The following is a 24,255-nucleotide window of genomic DNA, read 5'->3' as shown; positions in this document are numbered from 1 at the left end:
AACAGACGGGTATTCCAGCCATGCTGACACGACGCCACTTCATCGCGACCGGCGCCGCGCTGATCGCCACGCCGAGCACCGTTCTGGGCCATGCGGGCCTGCCCCATCGCGACCGGGGCTCGATGATCGCGCGCGACGTGCAGGTTCGGCGCGATCTCGAGGTCGGGTCGATCCACGTCTTTACCCAGTTCTTCGCGCTCTACCACGTCCGCTCGCCGGGCTGGGCGCGTGAATACCATATCGCCGTTGGCGATGTCGGGCGGAACATGCGCGGCACCGTGACCGTGCAGCGCAAGGTCGAATGGCCGAGCTGGACGCCCACCGCCAACATGATCCGTCGCGACCCCGAGACCTATGCTCAATATGCCGGCGGGATGCCGGGCGGCCCCGAGAACCCGCTGGGCGCGCGGGCGCTGTATCTCTATCGCGGCGGGCGCGACACGCTCTACCGCATTCACGGCACGCCCCAGCCCTGGACCATCGGGCGTGCGGTCAGCTCGGGATGTATTCGCCTGACCAATGACGACGTGATCGAGCTTTATCCCCGCGTGAATATCGGGGCCACGGTCAAGGTCTACGACGCGATCCCGTGGGACAAGCCGCTCGGCACCGGCTGAGCGAGGGCACCCGACGCAAAAGGGCCGGCGCATGCGCCGGCCCTTTGTCGTATTCCGATGCCGCGCCCCGGTCAGACTAGGGCGCGTGCCGCCTGCCCCGCCGCGTCGAGGAACGCATAGGGATCTTCGGGCAGGATGCGGGCGATGAGCCGCAGCACCAGGATGAAGCCGATCACCCCGAAGAAGGCGACCGCGGCATAGACCGCCCCCATCGTCATGTGAGACAGCACCCAGGCATGCATCGAGCGGTCGTCGTTCTCGAGATACCAGTCCGTTTTCTTGCTCATGGCGCTCACTCCGATGGCGGTTGATAGATCATGAACTCTTCAGGCGTCCGGGCGGGAACATAGTTGTTCTCGGCCCCGTAGCCATGTTCCTGCGCCCAGACGAACCAGTTGTCCACGACCGTGCCGGTCAGAAGGATACCGATACCGCCCGTCAGGGTCGTCAGGACCGCGAACCACCACGCCCAGCGGTGGATACCTTCCATCGTGGCGTTGAAGCCCATGGTCCAGCGCCAGAACAGACCGGCCCGCTCGGCCGCGGTTCCGCGGTCGTGGATCTGGTCGAGTTCGCGATCGGCGCCGTAGCGCGAACAGGCAAGGATGGTGCCGCCATGCATGGCGAACAACAGGACCGAGCCGTAGAGGAAGACGATCGAGAGCGCGTGGAACGGGTTATAGAAGAGGTTCCCGTAGGTCAGCGAGAACAGGTTCGTCCAGTCGAGGTGGGGGAAGATGCCGTAGGGCACGGCCTCGGACCAGGACCCCATCAGCAGGGGCCGGATCAGGCCAAGGACGAGGAACAGCCAGATGGCCGATCCGAAGGCCCAGAAGACATGCTTGCCCATCTTGAGCTGGCGCGCGAGTTCGTAGCTGCGGGCCCACCATGACAGGACCGACACCAGCAAAAGCGCCGATGCGATCTGCCACAGGCCGCCTTCCCAGAGCGGCGCGATGCTGAGCCCGTATTCGGGCGCGGGCGGCTCGAGCGCGAGATAGAAGAGGTCGCGCAGGAACAGGGCCGGGTTGAAATCGACCTGGACCCAGAACGAGATGCCCACGAGGAAGAACCACAGCCCCCCCGTGATGAGCGACACCACGCCGAACGCCCCCAGGTAGATCGGGCCGAGCTGCGCGTTGCCGAACCAGCCGAGAAGCTGCGAGAAGCCCCCCGCCCCGCTCCGGTCCCGCAGGTCGACGCCTTCGGCGACGACCCCGAGCTCGGGCGGCCCCTGTACCTGTGTCTGGGTGAAGATGTTCTGATACATCGCCATGTCTTCGCCTCCTTACAGGTCAGCCCACCAGGGCAGATTGAGATACCAGTCCCACCAGGCGATCCACTGGTCGAACCAGACGGTGCCCGAGATCACGATGCACAGCGCGCTCCACAGGCCGGCATTGATCGCCAGCAGCAGCCCGAGCCGGTGAATCCCGAGGGGTCCGATCGAGTAGCCGATGAAGTCGCGGAAGAACGTATCCTCGTGATCGGGCTGTTTCATCTCCTCGCCCTTGGGCGGGCTGGAGGCGGACAGGATCAGCGAGCCGTGCAGCGCCAGCGCGAGCGTCGTGGTAAAGAACAGCGACACCGCGACCATGTGGGCGGGGTTGTAGTGGAAGTTGCCGTAGAGATAGCCGGTGTAGCTCACCCAATCGAGGTGGCTCCAGATCCCGTAGGGAAAGGCGTGACCCCACGCGCCCATGAGAACCGGGCGGATCACCTGCAGCGTCGTGTAGGCGGCGATGGCGCAGCCGAAGGCGACGGGCACGTGATACCCGATCCCGAGCTTGCGGCAGATCTCGACCTCGCGCAGGGCCCACGCGATGAAGGCGCCATGCGCGCAGATGGTGATGATCTGCCAGAGCCCGCCCATCTCGAGCGGGGCCGCGCCCAGGCCGAAGCTGATGGGCGGCGGGTTCACCGAGATCAGCCAGGGGTTCCAGACCCCCTGGATCGCGGCGGCGTAAAAGATGAGGATGGTGCCCAGACCGGCAAAGAACACGGTCAGAACGCCAAAGAATCCGACGAAATAGGGTCCGACCCAGAAATCGAACAGGTCGCCCCCGATAAGCGTGCCGCCGGGCACGCGATATTTTTTCTCAAAGCTCAAAAGGGCCATTGTCCGACTCCCTCGATGCGGCGGCGGGCCGCTGTTCCGAAAGGGGTGCCGGGCAGCGAACCGCCCGACACCGTGTTGTCAGGCGCGGTTCAATCGACCACGACGACTTCGGCGGATCCGTATTTCTCGGCGGCCTGCTCGAACCAGTTGTACCGGTCCGTGCTGAGCAGCACGAGGTGGATCATCGCGGCCAGAAGGAACAGGAAGACGCCCTGGGCCACGAAGACGCGGCGCGGGTCGAAAACCAGCCATACTTTGTAGAACTTAGCCATTATGCGTTCCTCCTCAGAACCACGGGCGCCAGATGAACACCGCCAGGTGAGCGAGAACGGCGACGGCCGAGAACAGCCACAGCCCGCTCATGTAGACGGAGTGCAGTTCCTGGGCCTGCTCGTCCGTGAGACCCGTAAAAGACAGGTCGGTTCTATCAGCCATGTTAACTCTCCTTTGGATCGTAAGACTGACGCCGCAGGGCCCCGCGGCCGGGTTCCGGCTGATGCCGGAGGTTTCACCGGGGGAACGTGCCCCCGAATGACTCTGTCACGCCGAGAAGATCATCGGCGTTATGATGCGGGCCTGGCTCCAGGCGCGCGCGACCGGACCGCGCTCGGGCAGGCGGCCCGAACGGATCAGGGTCAGCGCCCAGGTCATGCAGGCCAGCGGAACCGTCGCGGTGAAGATGATCGCAAAATAGATCGCGAACTCGGTCTTCAGGCTCGACCTGGACCTTTCGGCCGGGGCCATCGCCGCGCTGTTGGTCATATCGGTCATTCGATCATCCTCCTTCGGTGGATTTGCGGGTCGCGCGCGGGCTCAGCCGTTGCACGATGGTCTTGTCGACGCGCTCGGCCCCCTGGGCGAGCGTGGCGCGTTCGGCGGCATCGCGTAGCTGGCGTGCCGCGGAAATGCGGGTGAGGACGGGGTGCTCGGCCACGATCCGGTCGAGCTCGGCCTGGGCCTCCGGCTCCCAGGGCAGATCGCGCCGCAGGGTCGAGGGCGTGGCCTCGGCCGCGTCCATCTCGTGCCCCGAGGGCAGGATGTGGAACAGCGCATCGAACAACCCGTTGCAGATCTCCTGCAGCAGGTAGGTCGCGCCGGCATATCCCATGAAGGGCGTTCCCGTGGCGCGGCGGATCGCGGCGCCGGGAAACCCGGCGGGGATGAAGGCCGGCCGCGGGCCGTGCCCGCCCGAGGTCTCGGCCTGGTACATCTTTTCGTTGATGGACCCCATCAGGATCAGCGGGCGCGTCCCGTGCACGAGGCGCCGGACCTCATCATTGTCGGTCTTGCGCCCGGCAATGCGGGCCACAGCGAAGGCGCAGGGAAACCCCAGCTCGTCCTCGAGGAAATGGCGGATGCCGCGGGCATAGGTCTCGGTGGCGACGATCCCGAAGCTCGCCGTCGCAAAGAAATCCTGCGTGACAGACCGCCAGAGATCCCAGACCGGCTTGATGGTCGAATGCTTCTCGCGCTCGATGAAGGGTTCGGGATCGAGCCCGAGGATCGAGCCCAGCGTGCGCAGGAACTTCGTCGTGCTTTCGACGCCGATGGGCGCCTGCAGATAGGGTTTGCCCAGCACCTCGGCGAGGCCGCGCCCGAACTCGCGATACATGGCGACATTGACATCGGCATTCACGAGGTTGCGCATCTCGGCCAGGTGGGCGCCCAGCGGCATGACCATGTTGATCTCGGCGCCGATCCCCTCGACGAGGCGGCGGATCTCGGCCAGGTCCGACTGCATGTTGAAGGTGCCGTACATCGGCCCGAGGATGTTCACCCGCGGGCGGTCGCCCTCGGCGCGCTTGGCCTCGGGCGGCATCCGGCCCTTTGTCTGGCCCCATTCGGTGAAGAGCCACGTCATCGCCCGGTCGGCGGCCTGCCATTGGTCCTCGTCGATGGTGCGCGGCAGGAACCGCTGGATGTTGGTGCCCTGCGGCGTCACGCCGCCGCCGATCATCTCGGCGATCGATCCGGTAACGACGACCGCCGGCAAGGCGGGGTCGAGCACATCCCAGGCGCGTTTCATCGCCTCTTCGGTGCCCGCGCCCATCTCTTCCTCGCCGAGACCGGTGACGACGATGGGCAGCTCGTGCGGCGGCAGCCCGTCGGTATAGTGCAGAACGCTCGTCACGGGCAGGTTCTCGCAGCCCACGGGACCGTCGATCACGACCTGAAGCCCCTTGACGGCGGTAAAGGCATAGACGGCGCCCCAATAGCCCCCGGCGCGATCATGGTCGGCGATCAGCATGGAACACCCCCGTTCGCCGCGCGCCGCGCCTTCTCCTGCTTTTCGAGCTTGCGCTGGTTCTGCGCGCGGAACTCGGGCCGCAGGTTCGGCGCGCCCGTCCAGACGCCCGCGCTGTCGCCCGTGCCGACACCCTCGTAAAAGGCGCGCATCCGCGTCATCCGCTCGGCATTGCCGATGGCGGCATTCACGACCTCGGCCAGCGACCCGGCCCCGGCGGGGCCCATCAGCGGCCGGGCCGAAATCAGGTTGGTGAAGTAGAGCGAGGGCAGCCCCAGCTCCTTCGCCTTTTGGACGACCGGCGTGGTGCCGATGGCGAGATCGGGGCGGATACCCTCCATAGCCGACAGGTCGTTCTCGAGCGAGGCGCGATAGACGACCTTGCAGCCATGCGCCTCGAGCCACTCCAGATCCACCGCGCTCTCGGGCGTTTTCGGGCAGGCGGTGCCGACATAGGGCACATTGGCGCCGCTCTCGATCAAGAGCCGCGCGACCAGCAGTTCCGACCCCTCGTAGCCCGACAGGGTGATCGTGCCGTCGATGCGCGCCCCGGCCAAAGCCTCGCGGATCGACGGCAGAAAGGCGTTCTTGGCCGCGGCGATGGCGTCGGCGCCGACGCCGAACGTGTCGCCGATGACTGATAGCCAGGCCTCGGTGCCCTCGAACCCGACGGGCGCCGAGCCGAGAACAGGGCGACCGGCCCGGCGGAACTCGCGCATCGAGGCGGTATAGAAGGGATGGATCGCGGCCACCGCGCCGCAATCGAGCGCCGCGTAAAGCTCGCGCCATTCGCGCGCCGGCACGACCGGTCCGGCCGCAAGCCCCATGGGCGCCAGCATCGCGCCGATCATCATCGGGTCGGCCGGGAACATCTCGCCCAGCAGCGTCACGGTCGGGCGATCCTCGACACCGCCGACGGGGGCCGCGACCGGGCCGGCCTCGATCTCGTCGCGGGCATAGGCCAGCATCGCACCGGCTAGAACGTCCTTGGCCTCGGCATGGGTGGGGACGCCGAATCCCGGCACGTCGATGCCCACGATCCGAACGCCGTCGATCTCCTTGGGCAGCAGACGCAGCGGCACGCCGCTCGCGGTCGGCACGCAAAGATTGGTCACGACGATCGCGTCATAGCGTTCGGGGTCGGCCAGGGCGTGGACGCTCTCGCGGATATCCTCGAAGAGCTTGCCGGTGACGAGCGATTCCGAGTCGAAGGGCACGTAGCCGACGGACCGCCGCGCGCCGTAGAAATGCGACACGAAGGTCAGCCCGTAGACGCAGCAGGCCGAGCCGGACAGGACCGTCGCCACGCGCCGCATCCGCAACCCCGTGCGCAGCGATCCAAAGGCCGGGCACATGCTTTGCGGCTTGTCGTGCGGGCCTTTCGGATAGTCGGCGGCATAACGATCGAGCAGCTCGCTTTGCCCGGCGGCGCGCGCCGCCGCCTCGAGCGCATCGGCCCCGGCATGGCAGCCGATCCCGTCACCCGAAGGGATCGCGGCCGTCGCGGGTGCCGCCGACGCGTCGCCCGAGATCACCTCGACCTCGCCGGCGCCGTCATATGCCACTTCCTTGACCATCGAACCTGCTGCTTCTCTGTTTCCCGAAAATACTCTGGGGTCCGGGGCAAAGCCCCGGAAACCGGCTCAAACCTCGTCGTAGATCACTTCCAGCGACGCTTTCGGCGCCGATTTCGTGCCGCGCATGTCGGCATCCGTCGCCGGCTCGAGCACCACGTCCCCGCCCGTATCCTTGCTGTCGAACAGCGCCAGCAGCCCGTCCTGGTCCAGCGGCGACGGATGGACCGGCGGCGCGCCGGCGACGGCCTCGGACAGGCCGGCGAACAGATCGCCCCAGCGGCCGGCACTGGTCCCGACGATCTGGTAATTCGCGGATTTCTTCCTCAGGTCGTCATCGGCGGGGATCGCGGCGAGAACCGGGATGTCGACCGCCTTGGCAAAGGCCTGCGCCTCGCCCGAGCCGTCATCCTTGTTGATGACGAGCCCCGCGATGCCGACATTGCCGCCCATGCGGCGGAAATACTCGACCGCCGAGCAGACGTTGTTGGCGACATACAGCGATTGCAGGTCGTTGCTGCCGACGAGGATCACCTTTTGCGCCATGTCGCGCGCGATGGGCAGGCCGAACCCGCCGCAGACCACGTCGCCCAGGAAATCGAGCAGGACGTAGTCGAAATCCCAGTCGTGGAAACCGAGCTTTTCCAGCAGCTCGAACCCGTGGATGATCCCGCGCCCGCCGCAACCGCGCCCGACTTCTGGGCCGCCAAGCTCCATCGCAAAGACGCCGCCGCGCTTGAAACAGACATCGCCGATCCTGACCTCCTCGCCCGCAAGCTTCTTGGCGGTAGAGGTCTCGATGATCGTCGGGCAGGCCTTGCCGCCGAACAGCAACGAGGTCGTGTCGGATTTCGGGTCGCAGCCGATCAGCAGCACGCGCTTGCCCTGCTCGGCCATCATGTGGCTGAGATTGGCGAGGGTGAAGGACTTGCCGATGCCGCCCTTGCCGTAGATCGCTATGATCTGGCATTTCGACGTGGGCTCGCCCTGCGGCACCTCGAGCGTCGGTTGCGCAGCCTCGGCCCGCAGGTTCGCGTCATAGCCCTTGAGGTCGGGGACCTCTTGCACGTCTCGGGCGGCCTTGGGATCGTCGAGGCTCATGCGATGGCACTCCAGTCCAGGATCTGCTTGAGGCAGGTCGGGTCGGTAAAGGCGGTGGCGAAAGCCTCGGGGGCCTTGGCCGCCGGGCTGCGGTGCGTGATGAGCCCGGTCACGTCCAGCGTGCCGCTTTCCACGAGATCGCGGGTGACGCGCATGTCGTCGGGCGTCCATTCGGCCGCGATGCGAAGCCGGGCCTCCTTCATGAAGGCGGGCGGAAAGGCAAAGCTGATCGGATCCTCGTAGAACCCGGCCAGGACGATCTCGCCGCCCTTGGCAATGCGCCCGATCAGTTCGGGCAGCAGCGCGGCCTGCCCGGTCGCGTCGAAGATGCAGCCGTAATCGCGGCGCGAATCGTCCGCGGGCTTGAGGATTTCATAGCCGCGCGCATCGTCCATCCGGCCGTCCGAGACCTCCCAGACGGTGGGCTGGCCGCCCGCGGCACGGGTCAGACGCGCCAAAAGGCGGCCCAGCGTGCCGTGACCCACGATCAGATCGGGCAGCGTGGTGTTCAGGCCGGCGATGGCATGGCGCGCCGTCGCCGCCAGCGCCAAAAGCGCCGCCGTATCGCCAAGCCCCGGATCGACGCGGACGACCCGCGTCGCCGGTGTCACGATTCGCCGCGAGGCGCCGCCGAACAGGCCGCGGACATCGCGGTAGCAATCGGCGCCCGGAACAAAGACCCGATCGCCCGGCGCTAGCCGTGCGCCCGGCCGCGCCTCGACGACTTCGCCGACGCTCTCATAGCCGGGGACAAGCGGGTAGCCCATGCCGGGAAAGGGCGGCATCCGGCCGTCCCAGAACAGTTTTTCGGTTCCGGTCGAGATGCCCGAGGCCGAGATCTCGACGATGACATCGCCATCGACGGGGTCTTTCAGCGCAACCGGGGCGACCGTCAGGTCGCGGGATCCGTTGAGCAGGACTGCCGTGGACGTGAGCATCTGTCGAACCCCCTTCCGGACCGTGGCCTGATGCCGGATCCGTTATGTGTCAGGTTAACTAGACACTCGTCGGTGTCAAGGTGTAACGACAGGTTTACGGCCCTCGACGACCGAAGTGATATGCGGCTGGTGCATCGCGGGGCATCGGACCTGCGCGAACCCGGCCTGTCGCAACATCCCCGCGATCTCGTCCGGCGCACGCGCGCGGCCCGTCTTCATCGCGCGGCAATACAGGGCGAAATAGACATCCCCCGCCACCGTGGGCGCCGCCCCGCCGGTCATCGGCTCGGACACGACAAGTCGCCCCCCCGGCGGCAGGGCGGCGAAAGCGGCTGCCAGCAGCCCCTTCACGGTCGCGTCGTCATGGTCGTAGAGCACCCGCACGAGGCTGATCGCATCGGCCCCCTCGGGCAGCGCGCCGTCGCGGAACGAGCCGGGATGCAGCGTCAAACGGCCGTCCAGCTCGGCCAGCCCGGCCCGCGCCGCGTCGAGCACTTCGGGCAGGTCGAACAGCATCAGCCGCGCATCGGGCAGCGCGCGCGCGGCGTGGCGCAGAAAGGTGCCGGTGCCGCCGCCCACATCCATGAGGCAACGCACCCCCGAGAGGTCGGCCCGGTCGAGCGTCTGTTCGGCCACCGGCCCCTGCGTGTCAGCCATCAGCGGCGAATAGCGCGCGGCATCCTGCGCCCCGGCCCCTCCGCCAAAGACATAGGGCCAGAACCGGGCGAGTTCGGGCTCGGTCTCGCCCCGCAGGAAGGCCACGGGATCGGCGAGGTCGCGATAGAGGATGGCATCATGGCGAATCATGTCGGCCAGCCCCGGAACGGCGGCGAGGATGCGGCCCCGCCGCGACAGCGCGAACCGCGCGCCCCGCATCCGCACCAGCCCGCAGGCGACGGCCGCGCGCAGCAAGAGCCGCGCCTCGGCCTCGGGCAGGTCCGACAGGCGCGCAGCGTCGGCCGCGTCCTTCCAGCCGACCGAAAGATGGCCGAGCAGCCCCGACTCGATCAGTGCCAGCGTGACCTGCGTCTTGGCGAACCCCGCGACGAGGTCGAAGATCGCGTCCCCCTCGCGGCGAACGAACCGGCGCAGGATCGGGGTGCGCGCGGCACGGGCGTGCAGGCGCGGGTTGTCGATCAGGCGATCCAGCCGGGACAGCACCTATTCGCCGGGCTCGACCATGGCCTGAAGCGGCGCCAGCTTGCGGGCATAGCGGTTGACCAGCTCGGCCAGCATCGCCTCGCCCGGACAGCTCGGGATCGAGGCGATGGCGCCGCCGAGGATGTCGCGCAGGCGTTGCGCGGCCCCCGCCAGGCCCAGCTCGGTCACGGCGTTGGGGCGGTGGTGGAGCCCGTCCTGGCCCGCGGGCTTGCCCAGCGCGGCCTCGTCCATCACCGCGTCGCGCAGATCGTCGGCGACCTGGAACGCCTCTCCGATACGGGCGCCCAGTTCCTCCCACGGCTCGGGGTCCTGTCCCGCAGCGATGGCGCCCATCTGCGTCGCGGCTACGAACAGGGAGCCTGTCTTGGCCTTGTGATAGGCGCTGAGGTCGATGCGCGGCTCGCTTTCCCAGCCCTGCCCCGCGCAGATCCCGCCCGGCATCCCGGTGCGGCGCGCAAGGTGGCGCGACAGGCGCATGGCGCGCGCGGCGTGGTCATCGGGCAGGCTCGCCAGCGTCTCGAAGGCCATCACGATCAGGCTGTCGCCCGCAAGGACCGCCAGCGGCTGCGAAAAGGCGCGGTGGACCGAGGGCTTGCCGCGCCGCGTGTCGGCATCGTCGAAGCAGGGCAGGTCGTCATGGACGAGGCTCGCACAATGGACAAGCTCCAGCGCGGCGGCAGCGGCGTCGGTCACGGCCGGCGCATCGTCGCCGCAGGCCAGCGCCACCGAGGTGAGGATGGTCGGCCGGATGCGCGCACCCCCCGGTGCGGTCGCGTAGTCGAGCGCGCGGCCCAGCAGATCGGGGGCCGGAGCGGCGGCGCCCCTGGCGACGGCACGGGCGATCGCGGTGTCGATCCGGTTCGATAAAGGCATGGTGCCCCCCACTGGACTGAGGCGCGCGACGGCCGCCGCGGCACGTGTGTAAACCAATCTGGACAGAGAGGCGGGCTACTGTCAACTATGCCAGACATGTCTGCTCAGCGCATCATCATCGTCGGAGCCGGGATCGGCGGGCTCGCAGCGGCCATGCGGCTGGCCGCCGAAGGCTGCGACGTGACCGTGCTCGAGTCGCAAGACAGCCCCGGCGGCAAGTTGCGCACCCTGCCCAGCGCGGCCGGCCCCGTCGATACCGGCCCCACGGTCCTTACGCTTCGCGGCGTGTTCGAGGCGCTTTTCGCCGAGGCCGGCCAGAGCCTGTCCGATCATGCGACCCTGACGGCCGAACCGGTCCTCGCGCGTCATTTCTGGCCCGATGGCACCACGCTCGACCTCTTTACCGACGAGGAGGCTAGCGCCGCGGCCATCGACGGCTTTGCCGGTGCAACGGCGGCGCGGCAGTTCCGCGCCTTTGCCGCCCGCGCCCGCCGCCTGTTCGACCGCTTCGAGGGGCCGATCCTGCGCGCGCCGCGCCCGTCGCTCGGGGCGGTCGGGATGGCCGTGGCCCGCGATCCGGCGATCCTGCGCGATATGGTGCCGCACAGGGCACTGGGGCCGATGCTCGACGGGGCGTTCGACGATCCGCGGCTCGCCCAGCTTTTCGCGCGCTATTCCACCTATGTCGGCGGCACGCCCCAGCACAGCCCCGCGCTTCTCGCCCTGATCTGGGAGGCCGAGGCCGCCGGTGTCTGGCGCGTCGAGGGCGGAATGCACCGGCTTGCCCATGCCATGCACGATGCCGCCATCGCCGCCAGTGCACGGTTCGCCTTCGGCACGGGCGCGGCCGAGATCGAGGTCGCGAACGGCCGCGCCGTTGCGGTGCGCGATGTTCATGGCACGCGCCACCCGGCCGATGCGGTCCTGTTCGCGGGCGATCCGCGCGCGCTTGGCGAGGGGTTGCTGGGCCGCGGGGTCGTGGGGGCGGTGCCGTCGCGGGCGACCGCGCCGCGCAGCCTCTCGGCGGTCGTCCATGCCTTTGCCGCCACGCCCTCGGGGCCCGATCTGCACCATCACAACGTGTTCTTCGGCGCCGACCGCGCGACCGAGTTCACTCCCCTCGCCCGCGGTCGGGCCCCTGTCGATCCGACCGTTTACATCTGCGCGCAGGATCGCGGCACGGGGCGCAGCCCGCCTTGGCTGGAACGGTTCGAGACCATCGTGAACGCCGCGCCGCTTGCCTCGCTACAAGGAGAAACGCCATGTCATACGGAAACGACCGCGCTGCTGAAGACGCGCGGCCTGATGCTGGACCCGCCGCCGCGGGCGGTGACGCGAACCGATCCGAGGGGCTTCGCGACCCTGTTTCCCGGCAGTCTCGGTGCACTATACGGGCGTTCCCCGGAGGGGACGATGGCGGCCTTCGCGCGGCCGACGGCGCAGAGCCGGATCGCGGGGCTGTTCCTGGCGGGGGGCGCGACGCATCCGGGGGCGGGCGTGCCGATGGCGGCGCTCTCAGGGCGACACGCGGCCGAGACGATTCTGAACGTCCGAACTTCGATATCGAGGTGCCTGCGGACGGGTATTGCTGGTGGTATGTCGACGGGATCAGCGACGACAAGACCCGCGGCATCTCGATCATCGGGTTCATAGGCTCGGTCTTTTCGCCCTGGTATCGCTGGAGCGGGCGGCGCGATCCCGAGAACAATTGCTGCATGAACGTCGCCACCTACGGCGCGGGCGGCGGCGTTTTCGCGATGACCGACCGGGGGCGCGATGCGCTCAGGACCGAGAACGACAAGCTGACCATCGGACCGTCGACCATGACTTGGCACGGCGACAGGCTGATCGTGGAGTTCGACGAACGCGGCGCCCCGCCGCGGCTCGGACGGGTGCGCGGCCGCGTTATCGTCACCCCCGCGGCGATCACCGGGGTCGAGCTGCCGCTGAGCGCCGGGGGCGAGCATGTCTGGCGCCCGTTCGCGCCCGTCTCGCGCATCCGGGTCGAGATCGAGGGCCAGCCCGCCTGGGAGGGCGAGGGTTATTTCGACAGCAATTTCGGCACCAGCGCGCTCGAGGCCGATTTCTCGCGCTGGACCTGGGGCCGCTTTCCCACGCCCGAGGGTGCCGCCTGTTTCTACGACGCGCGGATGCGCGACGGCAGCACACGCGACGCGGGGTTCCTGTTTCACCACGATGGCCGCGTCGAGGTGCTTGATCTGCCCAAGCTCTCGATCTCGCGCACGTTCTGGCAGTTGTCGCGCGAGACGCGGGGCGATCCGGGCACCAAGCCCCAGCAGGTGCTGGGGATGCTCGACGCGCCCTTCTATGCGCGCGCGGCGGTCGAGACGACGGTCAGGGGCCATCGCTCGACCGGGGTGCACGAGGTGCTCGATTGCGACCGCCTGCGCGGCCCGTGGCTGATGCCGCTGGTCGCCATGCGGGTGCCGCGGCGGGCGCGCTGGCCCTGAGCGCTATTCCGCCGCGGCGTCCTTGTCGTCGCGGGTCAGATGGAACGTCTGGGTCGAGCCGTCCTTGCGCTCGCCCAGATAGATCGTCTGGTGCGGGAACGGGATCTCGATGCCGCGCGCGTCGAAGATGCGTTTCAGGATCTCGTTATAAGCGCGGGTGATCGCCCATTGCTGACCCGCCACGGTCTTGATCCGCACCCGGCAGATCACGGCGCTGTCGGCAAAGGCATCGACGCCGAACCATTCCATGTCGTCGAGGATCAGCGCGCCCTTTTCGGGGTCGGCGCGCAGTTCGTCGAACGCATCGTGCATGGCGCGTTTCGCATCCGCGACATCCTCGCGATAGGCGATCCCCATGTCGATCAGCGCATAGCTGAAATCGCGCATGAAATTGCTGACCATGTCTACCGACGAGAACGGGATGATGTGATAGACCCCCGACACGTCCCGGATCGACACCGAACGGATGGTCAGCCGCTCGACCACGCCCGTCGCCGTCCCGGCGCTGATGACGTCGCCCACGTTGATCGCGTTCTCGAACTGGATGAACAGCCCGGTGATGATGTCCTGCACCAGCTTTTGCGCGCCGAACCCGATGGCAAGTCCCAGCACCCCCGCCGAGGCGAGCAGCGGCGCGATGTTCAGGCCGATCTCGGCCAGCACGATCATCAGCGTCACGACGACCAGCGCGATCGTCCCCGCATTGCGCGCCAGGGTGAGCAGCGTGTTCTCGCGCGGGGTCGCGATCTGCCCATAGGCCGGGTTGAGCCGGTATTCGACATAGCTCGTCAGCGCGAGCCAGATGGCGAAGGCTACGATCAGCACCAGGACGACGGTTATGGTCGTGCCCGTCAGGCGCAGCCCCAGATCGCCCGCGAGGATCTCGCGCAGGTCGAAAAAGCCCAGCGCATCCAGCGCGACGGCCACCACGAAGATGACGATGATCGTGCGGATGACGAACAGCACCGCGGGCACGAACTTGTTCACCCGGGACTGAAGCAGCGGTATCCGCTGTGTCAGCGCATCGGGCAGGGCGATCCCGCGCTTCATCCAGCCGGTGAGCAGCCCCGCCACGGCGATGCCCGCCACGATGGTCAGGATGACCTGCCCCGAGGTGAAGAGCGTCGAGAAGATGGCGCGGCTGGGCCCGGCCAGCGCCACCGCAAAGATGCCGAGCAGGTAGATCAGAACCGGCCAGTGCCAGTTGCGCGCCAGGAACCTGACCGAGCCGCGCCGCTTGATCCCGCGATCCTCGCCGATCAGCCAGCGCGTCACGTCCCGGCGGTGCCGCAGCACCATCCACAGGGCCAACGCCAGAACCGTGAGGGCAAGAACCGCCGTGACCGCGCGCCCGGCCGCATAGCTTGCCTGCCGGTTCACGATGGGCACGATCAGGAGCGATCCATAGCCCACGATGCTTACGATCAGCCCGATCCGCGTGGACAGGTAACGCGCGGCGCGGTCGCCGATGGGCAGCGGCCGCAGGCAGCGCGTGGAGGGCGACAGCACCATCCGCAGCCCGACCTTGAGCGTCTCGACCACGAGGAACGCGTTGAGATAAAGCGATTGCCGGATGCCGACGGATCCGTAGCCACCCAGCAGCGTCGCGGCCAGGACATAGCCGATGACCCAGGCGCAAAGCACCGTGGCCAGGTCGAGCGCGGCCGAGGCGAAGTAAAGCCCGATGGCCTTGGCGACCGGGGCACCATCGGCCTCGGCGCCGAACCGCCTGAACCGGATCTTGGCGCGGCTGCGCAGCGCGATGAACACCCCGACCGTGACCACGAAGATGATGAGCAGGTCGGACACCGCCGAGATGAACGCCCCCGGAGAAAGCGACGACAGCCCCGCAAAGGTGTTCGGGGCCGCGGCCAGCCGCGCCCAGAATGTCGCGATGTCGTCGGTGATCGTCGCGGCCAGATCCTGCGTGACCGTGGCGATCCGCCGCCCGAAAGAGTCATCTTCATCGGCCGCGGCATCCTCGGGCGCGAGGGTCGCGGCCTCGCTTGCGTCCTGCGCCGCGCTCAGCCGCTCGATCAGCTCGGCGCGGGCCGCATCGTCCGAGATCACGTCGATCAGCAGGTCGACCGCGCTGCGCTCTTCCTGGGGGGACGTGGTCTCGGCCGGGGCGTCCTGACCGGGGAAAAGGGATTGCGCCTGAACGGCGGGCACGAAACTCGCGGCAAGCAGGAACGCTGCGACAAGACGGATGATCGCGGTCATGGGGCCTCGGCGCGATAGGTGGTTCGGATGGGCAACGCGCGGCCCGACCGTCGGCCGCTTGCGCCGAACGGCCTGGGCGGCATCCTGCCGATCAGGTCGTGACGGCGGGGTTGTCGCGGTTCAGGCGCCATACGCTGAGATTGAGGGCAAAGGCGACCGTCACCCAGGCGAGATAGGGCACGAAAAGCAGCCCCGCGATCGGGTCGAGCGCCCAGAACGCCAGCAACGTCGCCAGCACCGCCAGCCACAGCACCGTCAGCACGAGCAGCGCGCCGCGCATCCGGTGCAGCCCGAAGAATATCGGGGTCCAGAGCGTGTTGAACGCGATCTGCACCGCAAAGAACCCCATGGCATAGCCGCTGCCGTCCAGCGGGGCGACCCGTGCCGCCGCGCCCGCGATACACAGGTAAAGCGTCGTCCACGCCACCGGGAACAGCCAGTCGGGCGGCGTCCAGCGCGGCTTGTTGAGCGCGCGATACCAGTCGCCGGGCTGGAACACGGCGCCGGTCGTTCCCGCCCCGGCGCAGGACACGAGAAAGATGAGGAACAAGATCCAATCCATCTGCGACAAGCTAGACCGTCCCGGCGGGCTGTCTATCCTAAAAGCGGCGTCGCCGCTCGGTCGCCATGTTGTAACGCATCTCGGTGGCGGCCAGCTCGGCCATGGCGGCGCGGCGCGCCTCGGGGTCGGTCGTCGCGGCCAGCCGGGCGCGGTCCTCGGCCAGCTTGCGCCGCAGCTGGACCTCGGCGGGAACGACGCCTTCCTGTTTCATGATACGGAACCCGGCCGCCTCGATCGGATCGAGCCCGCTATCGACCGATGACGCGGGCAGCGGCTTGCCCGCGCCCTTGAGGCGGTCGAGATCGCCGGCGTCGCGGGCTTCCTCGATCAGGCGTTCGGCGATGCGCGATAACCATGACATGGCGCGAAAATGGGGCGGCACCCCTCAGCGTGCAAGGGTTCAGTCCGCCGCACGACCGGGCGTGCCGTCGCCGAGGACGCGGACCTCACGCTGCGGGAAGGGAATCGAGATGCCGTTCTCGCGGAACGCGTCCCACAGCGCGAGATAGACATTGCCCCGGATATTGGTCAGCCCGCCGGTCGGGTCGGTGATCCAGAAGCGCAGGATGTAGTCGACCGACGAATCGCCGAAACCCACGATGTGACAGACCGGCGGATGATCTGGCAAAACGCGGTCGACCCCGACGGCCGCGGCGATGGCGACCTTGCGTACCAGATGCGGGTCATCGCCATAGGCGGTGCCGAAATGCACGTCGAGCCGGACGAAATTGTTGGAATGCGACCAGTTCACCACCTGCCCGGTGATGAGATCCTCGTTCGGGATCAGGTATTCCTTGCCGTCGCGCGTCGTGATCGCGGTATAGCGCGCACCCAGCGTGTTCACCCAGCCGAAGGTCTCGCCGATGCTGATGACGTCTCCGGGCTTGATCGACTTGTCGAGCAGGATGATGACCCCCGACACGAGGTTCGACACGACCTTTTGCAACCCGAAACCCAGCCCGACGCCGATGGCGCCCGACAGGAACGCGAGCCCGGTCAGGTCCACCCCGGTCAGCTTGAGCGCCGCATAGACGGCCAGCCCGTAGGCCGCGATCTGAAGCACCTTGACCAGCAGAACGCGCAGCGACGGGCTCAGGTCTTCGGTGCTGCGGATGCGATCCGTGCCGATCCGCGTGAGAAACCGCGCGGCGACGAACAGCAGCGTCAGCGCCGCCGCCGCGCTGAGCAGCGTCAGCGCGCTGAGACGCAGCTCGCCCACGGAAAAGGCGAGCTGGTCGAGCGTATCGGCGATCTCGTCCCGCAGGCCGAGAATCCAGAGCGTGACATAGACCAGCAACCCCCAGCGCACGACCGAGCTGAGCAGCGGGTTGCGCACGAGCCGCGAGCCGAAGACCACCAGCAACCACCCCGCCGAAAGCGTCGCCACCAGCTCAAGGATGAAACTGCGCGACGGAAAGGGCGTGATCGCGCGGACGATCAGGTAGAACGCCCACATCGCGGCGGTGAAGGCGATCAGCCGGATCCGCCGGTTGACCACCAGCAGCGCCCGCAGGCGCCACATCGGCATCCCCTCGAGGCTGCGCATCCAGTTGCGCATGCGCGGCGTCAGCAAGTGGCGGGCAAGTTCGGCCAGGACAAGCGCGAGGGCGATCAGCGCGAGCTGCCACAGGCGCGACGGCAGGGCGAGATTCTGAAATTGCAGCCGCACCAGCGACCAGATGTCGCCGAGCTCGGTCGCGACTGAGGAAAGCTCGGATTCCATCGTCGAAAGGTGCCCGCCCGCGGCCATCGGCGCAAGCGGATGCGCGGCGGCATCGCCGCTTCCCTCGGGGGCGGGGTTTGTCTATAGTCGCGGCCCATGGAAACCGTGTTCGACATGGGCGACCGCGCCCGCCTTACCGAGCGTTTCATCGGCGACAGCCGGTCGATCCTCGCACGCGCCTGACGCGGGCGACCCGCGCCCCGCATGTTTCCCGCCCCTTTCCATCCCTCTCAACCGGAGAGAGACCATGACCGGCAAGACCCTCTATGACAAAATCTGGGACGCCCACCTCGTCGATTGCGCCGAGGACGGCACCAGCCTGCTCTATATCGACCGCCACCTCGTCCACGAGGTGACGAGCCCGCAGGCCTTCGAGGGGCTTCGGATGAGCGGCCGCACGGTGCGCAAGCCCGGCAACACCATCGCCGTGCCCGATCACAACGTGCCCACCACCGAAGGCCGCGAGGCCGGGATCGAGAATGAGGAAAGCCGCATCCAGGTCGAGGCGCTCGACCGCAACGCGCGCGAGTTCGGCATCCATTATTATCCGGTCTCGGACGTGCGCCAGGGCATCGTCCATATCATCGGCCCCGAACAGGGCTGGACCCTGCCCGGCATGACGGTCGTCTGCGGCGACAGCCATACCGCGACGCACGGCGCCTTCGGCGCGCTGGCCCACGGCATCGGCACCTCCGAGGTCGAGCATGTGCTGGCCACGCAGACCCTCATCCAGACCAAGTCCAAGAACATGAAGGTCGAGATCACCGGCAAGCTCGCGCCGGGCGTGACCGCCAAGGACATCACCCTGTCGGTGATCGGACATACCGGGACGGCGGGCGGCACCGGCTATGTCATCGAGTATTGCGGCGAGGCCATCCGCGCCTTGTCGATGGAAGGCCGCATGACGGTCTGCAACATGGCCATCGAGGGCGGCGCCCGCGCCGGCCTGATCGCGCCGGACGAGACGACTTTCGCCTATGTCAGAGGCCGCCCCCACGCCCCCAAGGGCGCGCAGTGGGAGGCCGCGCTTGCCTGGTGGAAAACGCTGCAATCCGATGAGGACGCGCATTGGGACAAGGTCGTGACGCTGAAGGGCGAGGATATCGCCCCGGTCGTCACCTGGGGCACCTCGCCCGAGGACGTGCTGCCGATCACCGCCAACGTGCCCGACCCGTCGGATTTCACCGGCGGCAAGGTCGGCGCCGCGCGCCGGTCGCTCGACTACATGGGGCTCGAGCCCGGCCAGAAGCTCAGCGATATCGAGATCGACACCGTGTTCATCGGCTCGTGCACCAATGGCCGCATCGAGGATCTGCGGGCCGCGGCCAGGATCCTCGAGGGCAAAAAGATCAAGGTAAAGCGTGCCATGGTCGTGCCGGGCTCGGGCCTCGTGCGCGCCCAGGCCGAGGAAGAGGGGCTGGCCGATATCTTCAGGCAGGCCGGTTTCGAATGGCGCATGGCGGGGTGCTCGATGTGTCTCGCGATGAACCCCGACCAGCTCGCCCCCGGCGAACGCTGCGCGGCCACGTCGAACCGCAACTTCGAAGGGCGGCAGGGCCGTGGCGGACGCACCCACCTGATGAGCCCGGCGATGGCGGCGGCCGCTGCCGTCACGGGGCACCTGACGGATGTGCGCGAACTGATGCAGCCGCAGGCCGAACCGGCCTGATCGCCATGGATGGCGCATCGCGATCAGCGATAGGGGCGGAGGATCGGTCCGCCCTGCTCGCGCCCGGCCCCGTTCGGCCGGGCGCCCATGCCGTCGCGGATCGCCCCGCGCCCGGCGATCGCAGTTTTATCGAGCCCGGCCACCTCGTGCCGGGCGACGCGGCCGAACCGATCACGGGCGGCTCGGTCTATGCGCTGGACGCGTTCCGCGGGGCGGCGATCCTTTGTGATATCGGCTATGACAGGCTCGCCGGGCGGCCCTTTGCCTATGCCGTCCAATCGGCCGAGGCGCAGCGGATCGAGATGCGCCCCCTCGACACGCTCGCGCCGCCCGCCGCGCGTCAGGTCATCGCGCTGTTTTCCATCGGGCGTTGCGGCTCGACCCTGTTGGGCCAGGCGCTGACGGCGGCAGGCGCGGTCGTGCTGTCCGAGCTCGACGCCTTTACCGCGCTGGGGCCGCTGTCGCGCAGATGGCCGTCGGACGAGTCGGTGCAGGATCGGCTGGCCGCGATCGCGACGGCGCTGACCGGCCACGTCGCGCGTCATGCACCCGAGGGGCCGCTGGTGCTCAAGTTCCGCAGCCAGGCAATGCAGGCCGCCCCGGCGATCTGCGGCACCGGTCTCCGGCCGATCCTGCTGACCCGAGACTTCGAGGGGTGGGCCGCCTCTAATGCGCGGCATTTCCCGACCGACCCGCTGCCGGGGCGCATCGACGCCCTGTCCCACGGGCTGAACGCGATGGCGCGGATCGGCCCCGCGCTGGAGATGCTGACGTTCCGCGCCCTGCTCGACGACCCCGTGGCGGCCGTCGAAACCTGCCTCGGCGCCCCGGTTCCGGCGGGGCGTCACGCCGCGATCCGGGCCTGTCTCGACCGCCACAGCCAGGCGGGAACCGATCTCGAAACGCCGCGCGCGCGGGCCGGCGACGCGGATATCGCGGCGGCGGCGCGGCTCTGGTCCGACACGGCGGACCGCGACGCGCTGGCCCGGCTCGGGCTCGGCTCCGACCTCGTACCGACACCCCCATCCTGAGGACAGATCCCATGGAAAAGTTCACCACCCTGCACGGCATCGCCGCGCCCCTGCCGCTCATCAATGTCGACACGGATATGATCATCCCCAAACAGTTCCTCAAGACGATCAAGCGCGAGGGGCTGGGCGTGAACCTCTTCGACGAGATGCGCTATGACGACGACGGCAACGAGATCCCCGGTTTCGTGCTGAACCAGCCCGCCTATCGCGACGCCGAAATCCTGATCGCCGGCGACAATTTCGGCTGCGGATCGTCGCGCGAACACGCGCCCTGGGCGATCAAGGATTTCGGCATCCGCTGCATCGTTGCCCCGTCCTTCGCGGATATCTTCTACAACAACTGCTTCAAGAACGGCATCCTGCCCATCGCCCTGCCGCAGGAGCAGGTCGACAAGCTGATGGCCGATGCCGAAAAGGGTGCGAACGCGCGCATGACCGTCGATCTCGAGCGGCAGGAGATCACGACCTCGGAGGGCGAGGTCATCGCCTTCGAGGTCGACGCCTTTCGCAAGCATTGCCTGATGGAAGGGCTCGACGATATCGGTCTGACGATGGAGAAATCGGCCGCCATCGACAGCTACGAATCCCGCGCCGCCCAATCCCGCCCTTGGGTCTGAGGCCGGCACACGCCCCGGCTAGGGGCTGAATCGCGGAGAAATACAAGATGATGGGCCGCCACCGAGGGCGGCCCTTTTTCTGCTGCGGCGATGATGCAATCCCGCACCAGTCTTTCCATGAAAAGGCCTCATCCTTCCGGCAGGGTTAATGCAATCTTGATGCTCGCGACCGGATAGGGGCAGAAATTGGACCACAATAAGGCAGACCCCTCCGCATGGCGGGGCGGCATGGAACAAGGGTTCGGCAAAGCATCGGGCCCGTCCGGATTGAGGAAGTGAGACAGTGATTCTCAGGCTCGCAGGTGATCTTGCGCGCGGCGCCCTTGTCGCGTTTCTGGTGGCGACCCCGTCGCTGATCCTTCCGACGGTGCCATCCGAAACGGCGCAGATCGTGGCCTTCGTCGCCGTGTTCGGCGCGGCGCTGACGGCCCTGGAATACGGCTCGTCCTATCCCTGCATCTTCGAGTTTCGCGACGCCGCGCCCTTCAACCGGACGCGGTTCCTGTCGCTGTTGCTGACCGTCGCGCTGCTCAGCCTGATCGCGCGCGACATGACCGATCCGTCGTCGCTGACCGCCTTCGTGTCGAGCATCGGGCATGTCGTGGGCTCGGCGCTCGATTTCACGTGGTCGCCGATCCGGCTGACGGGGCTCATGCTGCCGCTCGACGCCTCGTCCGACCTCGTTCTGCATGTCCGGGCGGCCGCCGGCATCACGGTAATGGTTCTGCTGATCTCGGTCTCGCTCTTCGTATCCGAGCTTCATCGCGGGTCGTGGCCGGACCGCTCGGGCAATTTCAACGTCTGGATCAACCTGCCGACCTTCGATCCGACGCGCGGGGGCGATGTCGTTAACCGTTTGGACAGGGATGGGCGGATAAATATCGGTCTGGGGATTCTCCTGCCGTTCCTTCTGCCGGTCCTTGTCGGGTCGTCGGATACGATCTTCGGGCGGATCTCGCTGGACCAACCGCAGGCGATGGTATGGGCAATCGCGATCTGGGGCTTCTTGCCCTACTCTCTCATCATGCGCGGGCTCGCCTTGCAGCGGGTCGCCGCCATGATCCTGCGCCGGCGCAGCGAAATCACCGGCCAGCCGGGCGAGCTTGCCGTCGCCTGATCGCGGCGCTGATCGCGTTTGCCGCCGCCTTTCCGGCGTTGGCCGACACGGTCCGCATCGCCAGCTTTCACACCGAACTCTCGGCCCGCGGGCCCGGCCTTGCCCTGCGCGACGTGACCGAGGACGCGCCCGAGGCCCGGCAAGTGCTGGGCATGATCGCACGGGCGCGCCCCGATATCGTGATGCTCCAGGGGATCGACTATGACGCGGGGGGCGCGCTGCTGCGCGCCATGCAGGATCGGCTCGAGGCGGCGGGCCACCCCATGCCCCACGCCTTTGCCGCAGCCCCCAATAGCGGGCTGCCCAGCGGCATCGACCTCGACGGCGACGGGCGATTGGGTCAGCCGCGCGACGCGCAGGGCTATGGCCGGTTCTTCGGCGCCGGGGGGCTCGCGATCCTGTCCCGCCACCCGGTCGAGCGCGACGGGGTGCGGGATCTCTCGACCCTTCTATGGTCCGATCTTCCCGGCAGCCTCGCCCCCGAGACCGACCTTTCGCCCGAGGCTCGGGCCATCCAACGTTTGTCGAGCACGGCGCATTGGGTCGTCCCCGTCAGGGTCGGCGACACGCGGCTGAATATCGTGACATGGGCCGCCACCCCGCCCCTGTTCCAGCCTAGCAACGCGGCGCGCAACCACGACGAGACGGCGGTGATCCTGCGGCTGCTCGACGGCGAACTGCCCGTGCCCGCGCCGGACCCGCCCTTTGCGATCGCGGGGCTGGCCAATGCCGATCCCGATCGCGGTGCCGGGCGGCCCGATGCGCTGCGCGCCCTGCTGGGCGATCCGCGCGTGACCGACCCCCTCCCCCAACGCGAGGGCGACCGCGCGACGGCCAGTTTCGGCGACACCGCCCTGCGCCTGTCCTATGTGCTGCCCTCGCGCGATCTGGGCGTCGTCGCCTCGGGGCTGCTCGACCCCGCTGACATCGCCGCCATCGACGGGATCGAGCGCGGGACGCGGCACCGCCTCGTCTGGGTCGAGGTCGCGCTGCCGGGCGGGCCTTCTTGACGGTCGGGAAGTCACTCGCTAGGCCGCTTTGACCCCGCTTTTCCAAGGATTCCGCTGATGCCCAACCATTCCATTCTGATCCTTCCCGGCGACGGGATCGGCCCCGAGGTGATGGCCGAGGTGCGCAAGGTCATCAACTGGTTCGCGACGCATCGGAACCTGTCCTTCGACGTGACCGAGGACCTGGTCGGCGGCGCCGCCTATGACGCGCATGGCAAGCCCCTGTCGGACGAGACCATGGCCCATGCGCAGGCGGTGGATGCGGTATTGCTGGGCGCGGTGGGCGGCCCGAAATACGACGATCTCGATTTCAGCCTGAAACCCGAACGGGGCCTCCTGCGCCTGCGCAAGGAAATGGACCTGTTCGCCAACCTGCGCCCGGCGCAATGTTTCGACGCGCTGGCCGGGTTCTCGTCGCTCAAGCCCGAGATCGTATCCGGGCTCGACATCATGATCGTCCGCGAACTGACCTCGGGGATCTATTTCGGCGAACCGCGCGGCATCCACGACGACGGCGACGGCGGGCGCGTGGGCATCAACACCCAGCGCTATACCACCGAAGAGATCCGGCGCGTCGCCCGCGCGGCCTTCGACCTGGCGCGCAAGCGCGACAACCGCGTCTGCTCGATGGAAAAGGCCAACGTGATGGAATCGGGCATCCTCTGGCGCGAAGAGGTGTCTTGGGTCCACGAACACGAATATCCCGATGTCGCGCTGACCCATATGTATGCGGATGCGGGCGCCATGCAGCTTGTCCGCAACCCCAAGCAGTTCGACGTGATCGTGACCGACAACCTGTTCGGCGACCTGTTGTCGGATGCCGCGGCGATGCTGACCGGGTCGCTCGGGATGCTGCCCTCGGCCTCCTTGGGCGCCATCGCCAGGAACGGCCTTCCCAAGGCCCTTTACGAGCCGGTGCATGGCTCGGCCCCGGATATCGCGGGCCAGGGCAAGGCCAACCCGATCGCCTGCATCCTCAGCTTTGCCATGGCGCTGCGCTACAGCTTCGACCTCGGGGCCGAGGCCGACCTCGTCGAGGGCGCAGTCGAGGCCGTTCTGGCGCGGGGCCTGCGCACCGCCGACCTGCTGGGCGAGGACGGGACCGAGCCGGTCACGACCTCGGAAATGGGCGATGCCATCGTCGCGGCGCTGGACGCGACCTGACGCGCGGCACGGGCCGCGGTTTGACGCCGGGCGGGGGTGG

Annotated in this window: 25 protein-coding genes; 9 read left to right on the top strand and 16 right to left on the bottom strand. The window is 68.0% G+C overall.

The genetic code is table 11. The features are described from left to right. Window positions 1–20 precede the first annotated feature (20 nt). Entirely contained in the window at window positions 21–617 is a 597-nt protein-coding gene (locus E2L08_RS05215) for a L,D-transpeptidase (RefSeq protein ID WP_168771052.1), read from the top strand. Window positions 618–688: 71 nt separating this feature from the next. Here the strand turns inward: E2L08_RS05215 and pufX are convergent, their stop codons facing one another. The 12 genes from pufX to E2L08_RS05155 all read right to left on the bottom strand — a co-directional run bounded on the left by pufX (window position 689) and on the right by E2L08_RS05155 (window position 10,628). Further along, window positions 689–904, bottom strand: coding sequence for an RC-LH1 core complex protein PufX (gene pufX, locus E2L08_RS05210; protein WP_133396004.1), 216 nt, complete (start codon window positions 902–904; stop codon window positions 689–691). A gap of 5 nt (window positions 905–909) precedes the next feature. Then, window positions 910–1,893, bottom strand: coding sequence for a photosynthetic reaction center subunit M (gene pufM, locus E2L08_RS05205; protein ID WP_133396003.1), 984 nt, complete (start codon window positions 1,891–1,893; stop codon window positions 910–912). A gap of 12 nt (window positions 1,894–1,905) precedes the next feature. Then, entirely contained in the window at window positions 1,906–2,736 is an 831-nt protein-coding gene (pufL, locus tag E2L08_RS05200; RefSeq protein ID WP_133396002.1) for a photosynthetic reaction center subunit L, read from the bottom strand. Between the two features lie 89 nt (window positions 2,737–2,825). Next, window positions 2,826–3,008 carry a light-harvesting antenna LH1, alpha subunit gene (gene pufA / locus E2L08_RS05195; RefSeq protein ID WP_133396001.1) on the bottom strand — a complete coding sequence of 61 codons (183 nt, stop codon included), beginning with the start codon at window positions 3,006–3,008 and terminating at the stop codon, window positions 2,826–2,828. A gap of 13 nt (window positions 3,009–3,021) precedes the next feature. Beyond that, window positions 3,022–3,171: a light-harvesting antenna LH1, beta subunit gene (pufB, locus tag E2L08_RS05190; protein ID WP_036177768.1), complete on the bottom strand. Its 150-nt coding sequence runs from the start codon at window positions 3,169–3,171 to the stop codon at window positions 3,022–3,024. A gap of 105 nt (window positions 3,172–3,276) precedes the next feature. Continuing rightward, complete coding sequence (gene pufQ, locus E2L08_RS05185; RefSeq protein ID WP_133396000.1) at window positions 3,277–3,507, bottom strand: cytochrome PufQ; 231 nt, start codon at window positions 3,505–3,507, stop codon at window positions 3,277–3,279. A gap of 4 nt (window positions 3,508–3,511) precedes the next feature. Then, on the bottom strand, window positions 3,512–4,984 hold the full coding sequence (gene bchZ, locus E2L08_RS05180; RefSeq protein ID WP_133395999.1) for a chlorophyllide a reductase subunit Z: 1,473 nt from the start codon (window positions 4,982–4,984) through the stop codon (window positions 3,512–3,514). Continuing rightward, a complete protein-coding gene (gene bchY / locus E2L08_RS05175; protein ID WP_133395998.1) occupies window positions 4,978–6,558 on the bottom strand; it encodes a chlorophyllide a reductase subunit Y in 1,581 nt (526 codons plus the stop codon). The genes bchZ and bchY overlap by 7 nt, the downstream gene beginning before the upstream one ends. 66 nt (window positions 6,559–6,624) lie before the next feature. Beyond that, on the bottom strand, window positions 6,625–7,656 hold the full coding sequence (locus tag E2L08_RS05170; RefSeq protein WP_133395997.1) for a chlorophyllide a reductase iron protein subunit X: 1,032 nt from the start codon (window positions 7,654–7,656) through the stop codon (window positions 6,625–6,627). Further along, entirely contained in the window at window positions 7,653–8,594 is a 942-nt protein-coding gene (gene bchC / locus E2L08_RS05165; RefSeq protein WP_133395996.1) for a chlorophyll synthesis pathway protein BchC, read from the bottom strand. The genes E2L08_RS05170 and bchC overlap by 4 nt, the downstream gene beginning before the upstream one ends. Before the next feature lie 75 nt (window positions 8,595–8,669). Next, a complete protein-coding gene (locus tag E2L08_RS05160; protein ID WP_133395995.1) occupies window positions 8,670–9,755 on the bottom strand; it encodes a methyltransferase in 1,086 nt (361 codons plus the stop codon). Next, a complete protein-coding gene (locus tag E2L08_RS05155) occupies window positions 9,756–10,628 on the bottom strand; it encodes a polyprenyl synthetase family protein (RefSeq protein ID WP_133395994.1) in 873 nt (290 codons plus the stop codon). A gap of 96 nt (window positions 10,629–10,724) precedes the next feature. Between E2L08_RS05155 and crtD the strand changes: the two genes are divergently transcribed. Both crtD and crtC read left to right on the top strand, forming a co-directional pair. Beyond that, window positions 10,725–12,281, top strand: a complete 1,557-nt coding sequence (crtD, locus tag E2L08_RS05150; protein WP_240758120.1) for a 1-hydroxycarotenoid 3,4-desaturase CrtD — start codon at window positions 10,725–10,727, stop codon at window positions 12,279–12,281. Beyond that, window positions 12,197–13,099: a carotenoid 1,2-hydratase gene (crtC, locus tag E2L08_RS05145; protein ID WP_502243736.1), complete on the top strand. Its 903-nt coding sequence runs from the start codon at window positions 12,197–12,199 to the stop codon at window positions 13,097–13,099. The genes crtD and crtC overlap by 85 nt, the downstream gene beginning before the upstream one ends. Before the next feature lie 3 nt (window positions 13,100–13,102). Here the strand turns inward: crtC and E2L08_RS05140 are convergent, their stop codons facing one another. The 4 genes from E2L08_RS05140 to E2L08_RS05125 all read right to left on the bottom strand — a co-directional run bounded on the left by E2L08_RS05140 (window position 13,103) and on the right by E2L08_RS05125 (window position 17,607). After that, the gene (locus E2L08_RS05140; protein WP_133395992.1) at window positions 13,103–15,322 is read right to left on the bottom strand and encodes a mechanosensitive ion channel domain-containing protein; all 2,220 of its coding nucleotides are present in this window, start codon (window positions 15,320–15,322) and stop codon (window positions 13,103–13,105) included. Between the two features lie 91 nt (window positions 15,323–15,413). Beyond that, complete coding sequence (gene tspO, locus E2L08_RS05135; protein ID WP_133395991.1) at window positions 15,414–15,884, bottom strand: tryptophan-rich sensory protein TspO; 471 nt, start codon at window positions 15,882–15,884, stop codon at window positions 15,414–15,416. 37 nt (window positions 15,885–15,921) lie between these two features. Continuing rightward, window positions 15,922–16,245 carry a DnaJ family domain-containing protein gene (locus tag E2L08_RS05130; RefSeq protein ID WP_133395990.1) on the bottom strand — a complete coding sequence of 108 codons (324 nt, stop codon included), beginning with the start codon at window positions 16,243–16,245 and terminating at the stop codon, window positions 15,922–15,924. Between the two features lie 39 nt (window positions 16,246–16,284). Further along, window positions 16,285–17,607 (bottom strand): mechanosensitive ion channel family protein, encoded by a 1,323-nt coding sequence (locus E2L08_RS05125; RefSeq protein WP_133395989.1) that lies wholly within the window; start codon window positions 17,605–17,607, stop codon window positions 16,285–16,287. 247 nt (window positions 17,608–17,854) lie between these two features. Here E2L08_RS05125 and leuC point away from each other — a divergent pair, with 247 nt between their 5' ends. The 6 genes from leuC to leuB all read left to right on the top strand — a co-directional run bounded on the left by leuC (window position 17,855) and on the right by leuB (window position 24,215). Next, the gene (leuC, locus tag E2L08_RS05120) at window positions 17,855–19,276 is read left to right on the top strand and encodes a 3-isopropylmalate dehydratase large subunit (RefSeq protein WP_133395988.1); all 1,422 of its coding nucleotides are present in this window, start codon (window positions 17,855–17,857) and stop codon (window positions 19,274–19,276) included. Between the two features lie 5 nt (window positions 19,277–19,281). Continuing rightward, window positions 19,282–20,307 carry a hypothetical protein gene (locus E2L08_RS05115; protein WP_133395987.1) on the top strand — a complete coding sequence of 342 codons (1,026 nt, stop codon included), beginning with the start codon at window positions 19,282–19,284 and terminating at the stop codon, window positions 20,305–20,307. An 11-nt stretch (window positions 20,308–20,318) separates the two neighbouring features. Then, the gene (gene leuD / locus E2L08_RS05110; protein WP_133395986.1) at window positions 20,319–20,924 is read left to right on the top strand and encodes a 3-isopropylmalate dehydratase small subunit; all 606 of its coding nucleotides are present in this window, start codon (window positions 20,319–20,321) and stop codon (window positions 20,922–20,924) included. A gap of 283 nt (window positions 20,925–21,207) precedes the next feature. Beyond that, window positions 21,208–22,041, top strand: coding sequence for a hypothetical protein (locus E2L08_RS05105; RefSeq protein ID WP_133395985.1), 834 nt, complete (start codon window positions 21,208–21,210; stop codon window positions 22,039–22,041). 38 nt (window positions 22,042–22,079) lie between these two features. Next, window positions 22,080–23,051 carry an endonuclease/exonuclease/phosphatase family protein gene (locus tag E2L08_RS05100; protein ID WP_168771049.1) on the top strand — a complete coding sequence of 324 codons (972 nt, stop codon included), beginning with the start codon at window positions 22,080–22,082 and terminating at the stop codon, window positions 23,049–23,051. 57 nt (window positions 23,052–23,108) lie between these two features. After that, window positions 23,109–24,215, top strand: coding sequence for a 3-isopropylmalate dehydrogenase (gene leuB, locus E2L08_RS05095; protein ID WP_133395984.1), 1,107 nt, complete (start codon window positions 23,109–23,111; stop codon window positions 24,213–24,215). Window positions 24,216–24,255 lie beyond the last annotated feature (40 nt).

The sequence above is a fragment of the Palleronia sediminis genome (genome assembly GCF_004358695.1).
In the GTDB taxonomy this organism is placed as follows: domain Bacteria; phylum Pseudomonadota; class Alphaproteobacteria; order Rhodobacterales; family Rhodobacteraceae; genus Palleronia; species Palleronia sediminis.
This window is presented reverse-complemented; position numbering and strand designations above follow the sequence as displayed.

Coding starts and splice junctions, on each gene's coding strand:
- pufQ (WP_133396000.1), bottom strand. CDS start 3,507: ATGACCGATATGACCAACAGCGCGGCGATGGCCCCGGCCGAAAGGTCC.
- pufL (WP_133396002.1), bottom strand. CDS start 2,736: ATGGCCCTTTTGAGCTTTGAGAAAAAATATCGCGTGCCCGGCGGCACG.
- leuC (WP_133395988.1), top strand. CDS start 17,855: ATGACCGGCAAGACCCTCTATGACAAAATCTGGGACGCCCACCTCGTC.
- E2L08_RS05215 (WP_168771052.1), top strand. CDS start 21: ATGCTGACACGACGCCACTTCATCGCGACCGGCGCCGCGCTGATCGCC.
- pufX (WP_133396004.1), bottom strand. CDS start 904: ATGAGCAAGAAAACGGACTGGTATCTCGAGAACGACGACCGCTCGATG.
- E2L08_RS05115 (WP_133395987.1), top strand. CDS start 19,282: ATGGATGGCGCATCGCGATCAGCGATAGGGGCGGAGGATCGGTCCGCC.
- bchY (WP_133395998.1), bottom strand. CDS start 6,558: ATGGTCAAGGAAGTGGCATATGACGGCGCCGGCGAGGTCGAGGTGATC.
- tspO (WP_133395991.1), bottom strand. CDS start 15,884: ATGGATTGGATCTTGTTCCTCATCTTTCTCGTGTCCTGCGCCGGGGCG.
- leuD (WP_133395986.1), top strand. CDS start 20,319: ATGGAAAAGTTCACCACCCTGCACGGCATCGCCGCGCCCCTGCCGCTC.
- leuB (WP_133395984.1), top strand. CDS start 23,109: ATGCCCAACCATTCCATTCTGATCCTTCCCGGCGACGGGATCGGCCCC.
- pufA (WP_133396001.1), bottom strand. CDS start 3,008: ATGGCTAAGTTCTACAAAGTATGGCTGGTTTTCGACCCGCGCCGCGTC.
- E2L08_RS05155 (WP_133395994.1), bottom strand. CDS start 10,628: ATGCCTTTATCGAACCGGATCGACACCGCGATCGCCCGTGCCGTCGCC.
- pufM (WP_133396003.1), bottom strand. CDS start 1,893: ATGGCGATGTATCAGAACATCTTCACCCAGACACAGGTACAGGGGCCG.
- bchZ (WP_133395999.1), bottom strand. CDS start 4,984: ATGCTGATCGCCGACCATGATCGCGCCGGGGGCTATTGGGGCGCCGTC.
- E2L08_RS05130 (WP_133395990.1), bottom strand. CDS start 16,245: ATGTCATGGTTATCGCGCATCGCCGAACGCCTGATCGAGGAAGCCCGC.
- bchC (WP_133395996.1), bottom strand. CDS start 8,594: ATGCTCACGTCCACGGCAGTCCTGCTCAACGGATCCCGCGACCTGACG.
- E2L08_RS05125 (WP_133395989.1), bottom strand. CDS start 17,607: ATGGAATCCGAGCTTTCCTCAGTCGCGACCGAGCTCGGCGACATCTGG.
- E2L08_RS05170 (WP_133395997.1), bottom strand. CDS start 7,656: ATGAGCCTCGACGATCCCAAGGCCGCCCGAGACGTGCAAGAGGTCCCC.
- E2L08_RS05140 (WP_133395992.1), bottom strand. CDS start 15,322: ATGACCGCGATCATCCGTCTTGTCGCAGCGTTCCTGCTTGCCGCGAGT.
- pufB (WP_036177768.1), bottom strand. CDS start 3,171: ATGGCTGATAGAACCGACCTGTCTTTTACGGGTCTCACGGACGAGCAG.
- crtD (WP_240758120.1), top strand. CDS start 10,725: ATGTCTGCTCAGCGCATCATCATCGTCGGAGCCGGGATCGGCGGGCTC.